The organism is Sporosarcina sp. Y1009 (assembly GCF_057669865.1).
This window is the reverse complement of the sequence record NZ_JBYHFO010000003.1, coordinates 14,625-24,574: the sequence shown is the minus strand read 5'-3', so window position 1 is coordinate 24,574 and position 9,950 is coordinate 14,625. Positions and strand designations below refer to the sequence as shown.

Annotated in this window: 2 protein-coding genes; both read right to left on the bottom strand. The window is 42.7% G+C overall.

All coding sequences use genetic code 11. The features are described 5' to 3' along the window. Positions 1–349: 349 nt before the first annotated feature. The gene (locus AC25Y1_RS04830; RefSeq protein WP_488146827.1) at positions 350–4,639 is read right to left on the bottom strand and encodes a cell wall-binding repeat-containing protein; all 4,290 of its coding nucleotides are present in this window, start codon (positions 4,637–4,639) and stop codon (positions 350–352) included. Between the two features lie 45 nt (positions 4,640–4,684). Then, the gene (locus AC25Y1_RS04825; protein ID WP_488146826.1) at positions 4,685–9,796 is read right to left on the bottom strand and encodes a cell wall-binding repeat-containing protein; all 5,112 of its coding nucleotides are present in this window, start codon (positions 9,794–9,796) and stop codon (positions 4,685–4,687) included. Positions 9,797–9,950: the final 154 nt, after the last annotated feature.

Sequence of the window (9,950 nt, the reverse complement as noted above, 5' to 3'; positions counted from 1 at the left end):
TTTTTCAACATGCTCTATTCAATCAAATTTTTGGTGTTGGCATGATGTGCGCAATTAGGAAAAGTGTCCTCGAAATGAAAAAGACACTGCCGAAATTAAAGCCTAGTATACTAACTTCCTACTTGTGATAGTTCTGGGATTATAGTCTATTCAAAAGTTTTGTGTTTTACCTATTTATGTTGAAATAATGAGTCCGCGAAAAAGAGTGAAAACAAGAAAAAAAAAGAGGCGCTTTCTGTTCAATTGTGAACGGAAAGTGCCTCTTTTTTATTTTTAAGGATTAGCTCATCTAATAAGAGTGAGTTTTTCAGTACGCTCATGATGAACGAGCTCTTTTTTCTACTTATTATTAATCAATCAGTCTCATCAACTCGTTGAATACTTTTTTACTTACTGCACTTTCTCCACCGAAGATTGTTAGATTTTTGACTTCTTGATTAGTAATATAGTCAGCTACAGTTTCTGGAACGATTGCGTGAACGAGTAGCACTGCGCTATCCGTTTTACCTGCTAAGACTGCGCCGGTTAATGCATCAGCGTAATCTGTACCAGTTGCGACGTAGTAGTGGTCATTATCCACATTGTAATGTTCCGCGATTAGCGTATTTGTGATATAACGGTCTTTTCCGCCTAGGCGAGTTGCGTTTGGCAGCTCAGCTTCGACAGCTTCAGAAACAACTGTTTTACCACCGACTACGATTGTGTCAGTTGTGTTCAGCGCATCAAGTGCAGCTTGTGTTTCGGCAGGAATTTTATCCGTTTCCGTTAAAAGAATCGGCGTTCCTGCTTGTGCAGCGTGCGATGCCACAGATAATGCGTCAGGGAAGTCCATGCCATTGGCAATGACGACCTCATCTGCGCCGTTTGGTGCAATTAGGTTTGCAATTGCAGCCGCTGTTGCAAATCGGTTGGCACCACTTGTGCGTTCTACTTCTAAATCCGCAGCTGTTAATTTGTTAATGACTGTCTCGCTGACAGCACTTTTTCCGCCAAGAACAATGACGTTGTTTGCACCAAGTCGCTCAATTTCTGCAAGTACGCCATCTGTTAGATCTTTCGTTTCTGTTAATAAAATTGGTGCGTTTACTGAATGCGCCAATGGCACTCCAGCAAGTGCATCTGCAAAATTATCTCCGCGGGCAAGGATGACCGTATCGGCCGATTCCCAACCGTTTTGACTGATTTCGAGTGCTGTTAGATAGCGATCCTTACCAGATATGCGATCTATTTCACCTGGTAATTCTGGATTAATCGTGATTGTTCCTGTTGCTTTTTCTGTTACTTTATTGCCAATAGTGTCTGTCAATTCTACAACAACTACCGCGTTTTTATACGCAGCTTCAGGAGCAGTCCAAATTCCTTTATAGAATCCAGGCGTTATTTCTTCCATCTGAGTTGCTGCAGAAGATTGTAGTGCGTTTTGTCCAGGAAGTTGTACTGTGAAGCTTGCTTCCCCACCTTCTGTTTCACTTTCGAAAGAAACGACTACTTCATCGCCAGCTTCGACTGTTATAGCTTCTGACGGTTGTAGATTTTTAATTACTGGTGCTTCTTGATTGACTGTAATTGTGACCGATTTCGTTTCCGAGTTACCGGCTAGGTCAGTCGCAACTACTGTAATTTCATTGGCGCCTTCTTCAACTGTAATACGTTTAAAGTAGCTACCATCTTCTTCAATTGTTGTTTCTTTGCCGTTTACCATTACAGAATCAAGATGTGTATCTGAAACAGTTCCTTCAACAGTTACTGTTTCTCGATTTGTTTTATCACCATCTTGCGGGCTATCAATCGATAAATTTGGTGCCAAAGTATCTAATGTTACCGTGACTGCCTCCGATTCTTCAGCTAACACCCCATCTACTTCAGAAACCGCTATAATCGCATTTTCACCTTCTGTTAGTTCTAAAGGCAAAGCAAATTTACCATCATCGCCAACTTCTTTAGAGCTTGCTTTTTCCCCGTTATTCGTCAACTGAATCGTTGTTGTTGGTGAGGCTTTTCCTTCCACTGTAATCTCTGATTCACCAGTTAGATAGCCTTCCGCAGGAGATGTAATTACTGGTGAATAAACTTCGTAATCAACAAGTGCCCGAATCGCCAAATTTCCAGCATAAGAGCGAGACTCATCAGGCTGCGTCCACTCACCCTTATAAAATTCCCAGCTTCTTGCTGAAAAAGGTTTGTCTTTATCCAGTTGGATCCATGGCGATTCATTGCCAAGCTCTGATTGCATATATACCATATAAAAGTCACCTTCAACGATAATTCCATAGTCTTTTAAGTCAACTATCGTCCATTGATCACCTTCGGCAGCAACAGCATCAATTGGTCCGGCAATTTTATTCCCCGGCGATCCATTCGGTCCACTAGCATCAAAAACTTCTACTTGAAATTTATCTCCACTATCGTCAAAGTAAAACTTGCCCTCCGTAACCATAGCTTGTTCTTCTCCTTCAGGGAGAGACATTCTTACAGCATTCCCATTGCCAGCTTCGTTAAAAATGGTTGCAGTTTCAAATGTTCCATCATCGTACGCAAGTTCATCTCCTGGGTAACTATAAAATGGCTTTAATTTCACATCCACAGTAGAAATATCCTTATCAACGGTAATTTCGATTTCTCTACCATAGTAGCCTGGTCCGATCACCTTTACTGTATAATCACCCACGTAGGCTTCAAAGTCATAATGCCCATTTTGATCCGTCTTCACAGGCGCAACATTTCCATCTTCTACGAGGATTAAGGACGCATTTTCAACTGGATCCCCGGTTACTTCATTTGTAACTGTTCCGCTAACCGTATAATGGTCTATTTCCTTCAAAATAAAATCCGCTTCCGTTATTCCATCTTTTCCGACTGTCACAGATTGCTCAGCAGAATGTAAACCGTAACCCTCTGCCTGCAATGTATACTCTCCCACAGCATGCGTTAATGAATAGGTTCCATCCTCAGGATTTGTATTTACGGAGCGTCCACTCTCAATTACACTTATCTGCGCTAGCATTCCACTAGGCTGTATGTTGTTTTTCGTTGAATGCTGTGTTGTTTTATCTTCGGCAGCATCTTCTTTGGTAACTTTTCCTTCGATCTTACCAAGTCGATCTTGCATAGACATAACAGCATCATAGGCATTCACGATTCCATACCCATATCCATGATTTGGTGATTCAGGGTATTCGTCGTCTGTTCTAGCGGTTGCCGTACTTTTTAGGACTTCTCCCATTTCGTCCACTGTGATGCTTGCATTAACTTGACGTAATAGTAATGCGACACCGGAAACAGCTGGCCCTGCCATGGAAGTGCCACTGTTCTCCGCATATCCACCTCCTGGCACGGAAGAACGTATCATGTCACCAGGGGCAGAAATATCCGGTTTAATTTCATCGTAAGGGGAAGGCCCGCGTAATGAAAACTCGGTAACCATATCACGCTTATCTGTTGCACCGGTTGCAAATGATTCTGGATAATTTGCAGGAGATGCTACAGAACCTGGTCCACCGGAATTGGAAAAGCCTGTATTGCCCGCAGAGAATTCAGGGAAAATATCAGCAGCTCTCCAGGCAATAACCACATCCCGATACCATTCATCAAGACCTGCACCGCCACTCCACGAGTTATTTACCACATCGGGAGCCAAATCTACACGTTCATTTCCATCCGCATCTGTCGGTGCTAAAACCCATTCACCTGCTGCTAACAGAGCAGCATCTGTACCACTACCAGATTTATCGAATGTTTTAACAACAATAAACTTTGCTCCGGGAGCCACACCAATCTGGTTAGACCCGTCCGGTTCACTACCCACCATTGTGCCAATTGTGTGAGTGCCATGACCATTATCATCATAGGGTTCAGGTTTTCCAGCAGTTGCATCAAACCAACTATAGCTGTGATCTACTTCACCAGTCACCGCATCATAGCCGCGATATTTTTCCTTTAATGCTGGGTGATCCCATTGAACTCCAGTATCAAAACTTGCTACTACAGTCCCAGTCCCATCGATACCTGTTGCCCAGGCATCGGGAGCACCAATACGATCAACACTCCACTCTACCCCATCGTCAGCACTTGTTGCTAGATCAGTTTTCGAGTCATTGGATAGCGGTTCTATTAACTTTCTTGTTTCATTCGGTAAAATCTTTTCTACTTCTCTGAATGTAGCGAGTTTTTCCGCCACTTCCTTTGTAGCAGTAACTGCCATACCATTTACAATATGATAGGAAATAACATTTTCAGCATTCCCATTCTTTACTTCTTTGGTAAGGAAGTCTTTTACACTTTGTTGTGATGTTAGTGCAACCGCCTTCAATTCTGAGACAACGGCCGATCGTTTCATAAACGTAGTCTTATATGCAGAAAGCTTTGCTTTTTCTGCCGAAGATACTGCATCTGCAGCCACTTTTTCTACATCTGCCTTTTCTTCAAACTTAATCAGAAATGTAACTTTTTCGTCATTTTTAAATTCATTAATTAAACGATCACTTATTTTCACTTTTGCCGTTTGGGCTTTATTTACAGATTTTTGCATCCGCCCGTCCGTCTCCGCACTGGAAACGACCGGGGCAATTAAAGAAAATATCATTAAAAACGAAGCCACTATACTAAAAGCTTTCATTTGACGTTTTTTCTTTGGTCTCAAATCTTTTCCCTCCCTTTAGTTTTAAAGCGCCTTATTCATTAGATATTAATCAATCAGTCTCTTTAACTCGTTGAATACTTCTGCGCTTATAGCATTTTCTCCACCAAAGATTGATAAGTTTTTGACTTCTTGATTGGTGATATAGTCAACTACAGTTTCTGGAACTCTATCATGGACGAGTAGCACTGCACTATCCGCTTTACCAGCTAAGACTGCCCCAGTTAGAGCGTCTGCGTAATCTTTACCAGTTGCTACGTAGAAGTGGTCGTTATTCACGCCGTAATGTTTTGCAATTAGCGTGTTCGTGATATAACGATCTTTTCCGCCTAGGCGTGTTGCGTTTGGTAGATCAGCTTCGATAGTTTCAGAAACTACTGTTTTACCACCAACTACGATTGTAGTAGTTGTTTTCAATGCGTCAAGTGCACCTTGTGTTTCTGCTGGAAGTTTGTTCGTTTCTGTTAACAGAATTGGCGTTCCTGCTTGCGCTGCGTGCGATGCAACAGAGAGTGCGTCAGGGAAGTCCATGCCATTGGCAACGACAACTTCATCGGCTCCATTTGGTGCAATTAAGTTCGCAATTGCTGCAGCAGTGGCAAATCGATTAGCACCACTCGCGCGTTCTACTTCTAAATCAGCGTCTGTTAATTTGTTGATGACTGTTTCGCTTACAGCACTTTTGCCACCAAGAACAATGACGTCACTTGCGCCAAGACGCTCAATTTCTTCGAGTACGCCATCCGTTAATTCTTTTGTTCGTGTTAATAAGATTGGTCCATTTACTTTATGCGCTAATGGAACACCAGCTAGTGCATCCGCAAAATTATCTCCGCGAGCAACGATTACCGTGTCCGCTGATTGCCAACCGTTTCGACTGATTTCGATTGCTGTTTGATAACGATCTTTGCCGGATATGCGGTTTATTTCACCTGGTAATTCCGGATCTACATCTTCTTTAGGAATAATCGTAATTGTCCCTGTTGCTTCTTCTGTTACTTGATTGCCAACAGTGTCTGTTAATTCTACAACAACTATTGCGTTTTCAAACGAAGCTTCTGAATCATTCCAAATTCCTTTATAGGATCCAGGCGTTATTTCTTTCATCTGAGTTGCTGTAGAAGATTGCAGGGTGTTTTGACCAGGAAGCTGTAATGTAAAGCTCGCTTCCCCGCCTTCTGTTTCACTTTCGAAAGAAACGACGACTTCATCGCCGGCTTCGACTGTTACATCTTCTGACGGTTGCAGATTTTCAAGAACTGGAGCTTCTTGGCTCACAGTGATTGCGACCGATTTCGTTTCCGAGTTGCCGCCTAGGTCAGTCGCCACTACCGCAATTTCATTGGCGCCTTTTTCCACTGTAATCCGTTTAAAGTAGCTGCCATCTTCTGCAATGGTTGCTTCTTCACCGTTTACCATTACAGAATCAAGGTGTATATCTGATACAGTTCCTTCAACGTCAACTGCATTCTTATTTGTTGCATCCCCGTCTCTTGGACTATCGATTGTCAATTCGGGGTCTTTTGTATCTGACGTGACTGTAACTTTTTCTGACGAACCATCTGCAAAATCAGCTGCCTCACCGTTTACAAGCATGACTGCATCAAATTCGTTAGCTCCGTTAGTCAGGTCTGTTGTGAAACTGAATGCACCATGGTCATCAATTACAGCTGTATCAACTGCTTGGCCATTATTGTTGAGCTGAATGGTCGTTGTTGGCGATCCAGTTCCTTCAATTGTAATGCTTTCCTCATTTGTCACAAAGTCGGCATCTGGAGTAGTAATCGCTGGTTTTTCGATTAAGTAATCTACTTGTGCACGAATCATATAGTTTCCTTCTTTAGATGGTGTTGCAGACATTGCACCGTTCGCATATACGTAATTTCTTTCCGCATTTATACTGCTTTTATCCGTGGCTATAGTCGGCCCATTAGGATACTTCGTTTGAATATAAACCATGTAGAAATCATCTTCGACCATGATGTTTTGGTTTCTCAGGTCTACTGTTGTCCAAGTACCATCATATTGTGCTTTCCCTTTGATTGGGCCCGCTAGCTTCTGTCCTGGCATGCCGTCAGAGCCAACATCCCAAACTTCAACCGCAAATTCAGTTTCACTCGGTACTGGCACTCTTTTATCCCAGAAACGGAATGTCCCCTCCGTTAAGATTGCAGAATCTCTTCCTTCCGCCAGAGACATTTTAACTGCCCGGCCATCGCCTATTTTTCTGACAATAATTTGGCTTTCAGCGGTTCCATCGTCATAGCCAATTTCTCTGCCAGTATACGTATAGAAGGGTTCAAGTTCAATATCCATTACAGTTGAATCAGATCCAATTGTAATTTCGAATTCATGGCTGTAGAAATTCGATGCCATCACTTTCAATGTATAGGTTCCTTCATACGCTGTGAGCGAGAAGTTCCCATTGTCATCCGTTTTTATTGGTGCAACATTTGCATCTTCAATTAATAGTAAAGTTGCTTCGCTGACTGCCGTTCCTGTTTCACTGTTCGTCACTTGTCCTGTGATCGTTCCTTGGGCAATTTCATCCAATGTGAAATTAGCAAGTGTCTCTTCGCCATCTGCAATGGCTACAGTTTGTTGTACTGTTTCAAATCCATAAGCTCCTGCCTCTACAGTGAACTCACCGACAGGTAAGCTTAGCGAGTAAGACCCGTCTGCAGGATTTGTAGTTACTGATCTTCCAGTTTCAACAACGCTTACTTGCGCAAGCAATGGAAGTTTTGAAGGTGTATTTTCAACTTTTTGATTTACTTTTGCAGTCGGTGTTGGTGATGCAGCAGTTAGGCTTACATCGTCAATATACCAACCATCTTTGTTCACAGCTGGGTCAGAGAACGTATGGAAACCAAGGTAAACGCGTCCGCTATATTCCGATAGGTCCAGTTCAGCAGTTTCCCAACCATCTGAAACACCTTGGACCTTTTGCAATTGCGTCCATTCCACTCCGTCTGTAGAAATAACGATATGCCCATAATCATAAGCTGCTCCTATTGGTGATAATTCAAAGTTATGCCAGTGTTTGAACTGCAAGAAGGAAGGTCCTTCAGGTAGATCTACCGGAGGCATAACGAGAGTTGCATTCATGTCGAAATTGTATAACCCGTCATTATTTGTTGCATAGACATTTTCACCGGAATAAGCTCCTTTTGGACCACTTGTAGGCGTCCCCCATTCCCATGCATCATTCGCTCCCGAAGAACTCCAACCAGAAGGTGCGTACTTTGCATCAAAGTTTTCGAAATAGCCTATTGTAATTCCCGACTTAATTTCGACTACATACTCATTACTTTCAACTGTGTTATTTCCGAAGTCATTAATCACCCATTTGTATGTGAGTGAAGAACCTGCAATATCATCTCCGGGAATCGTTACAGCGTAATCACCGGCCTTAAAGTCACCCGATTTACGCGCTGCATCGACAGTTGTCCACTCAGCCCCAGTCTTGTACATCAGTTGAACGCTGGTAATACTAACGTTATCACTGACAAAAACGGATAAATTCAAATCATGGTCCGTGTATGTTTCTAATGGTGAATAATGCTCAAATGTCAATGCTTCTGCATCTTCACCTTCGATCAGAACTTGACCTTTTAACATACCCACCCCGTCCAGAATTGCCGATACTGCTGCATTGGCATCAACAAGTCCGTATCCATATCCGTTATTTGGAGATTCTGGATAGTAGGTATCTGTTAATGGTAATGTTGTACGCAACAAAATTTCTTCCATCTCATCAACCGTTATATTAGCGTCTGCTTGACGCAACATCGCCGCAACACCTGCTAAAGCCGGTCCCGCCATTGATGTTCCGTTCCAACCGCCTTCATATTTGCTGCCGGGTACACTTGAGCGAATATTTACACCAGGTGCTGTAATATCCGGTTTATTATCTCCGTATGGTGAAGGTCCTCTTAATGAGAAATCTGCTACCTCATTATTAATATCGGTTGCACCTGTTGCAAATGATTCAGGGTAGTTAGATGGTGCAGCTATTGTTCCTGGTCCACCAGGGTTCCCTACCGAAGCATTCCCAGCTGAAAACTCTGGAAAAATCTCTGCTGCCCTCCATGCGATAACCGCATCACGATACCATTCATCAATACCCGATCCGCCTGACCATGAGTTGTTGACAACGTCCGGCGCCTTGTTCACATCGCCGCCGGGAGCAATAATCCACTCCGCAGCCCGCAATAAAATAGCGTCTGTCGTGTTGCCCGCCCCATCAAATACTTTTGCGGCAATCCATTTGGCGCCTGGTGCTACGCCAATTTGGTTTGTTCCATTTGGTTCACTGCCGACCATAGTTCCGGTTACATGTGTTCCATGCCCGTTATCATCATAAGGTACGGCTTGGCCACCCGAAGCATCGAACCAACTATACGCGTGATCTATTGAATCAGCGTCTCCGTCATAGCCGCGGTATTTCTCTTTTAATGCCGGATGATCCCACTGGACACCCGTGTCCAGACTCGCAACTACAGTTCCTGAACCGTCAATTCCAAGCGCCCAAGCTTCAGGTGCATTTACCCGATCGACGCTCCATTCCACGTTTGCAAGTTCTGACTGTGGTGCAACTGCATCAGTATTGACAATTGTTTTTTGTAATTTACGTACTTCGTTTGGTAGTATTTTATCGACTTCGGCAAAAGCAGCAATTCTTTCTGCAATATCTTTTGTCGCAGTGACTACCATTCCGTTAACAATATGGAATGATTCAAATTCTTCGACATTCCCGCGTTCGACTTCCTTTTCTAGGAATTCAACAATATTGTATTGAGATTCGAGCGCGACTGATTTTAAATCAGCTACGACTGCTGAACGCTGTTGAAACCGTGCCTGCCCCGATGATAATTGGTTTGACTTTGCTTTTTCTTTTGCTTCATTTGCAATTTTCATAGGATCAGATTTCGCTTTAAATTTAACTAAAAATGTGACTTGTTCATTATCTTTAAACGCTGAGAGTAGACGATCACTCACTTTATCTTTCGCGCTTGTTTGTGTGCCATTGACAGAATGACTATTTCTGCTAATTGATGATTCTGCCGTAGCAAATCCAGGTGCTAGTAGTGAAAAGATCATCAAAAAAGAGCCGAATATGCTGAAAAACCTTTTTTGAGACTGCTTCTTCTTCCACAATAGATTTTCCTCCCTTAAATAAGTTATGTAGTGGTATAAGTCATGTTAAAAAATACTTCATGATGTTGTTAGCATAATAGTTCGATAAAACAAATCGATCAATTGACTAGTTGTTTTTATCCCCCTAGCAATTAAATGTAAAAACTATTAAATT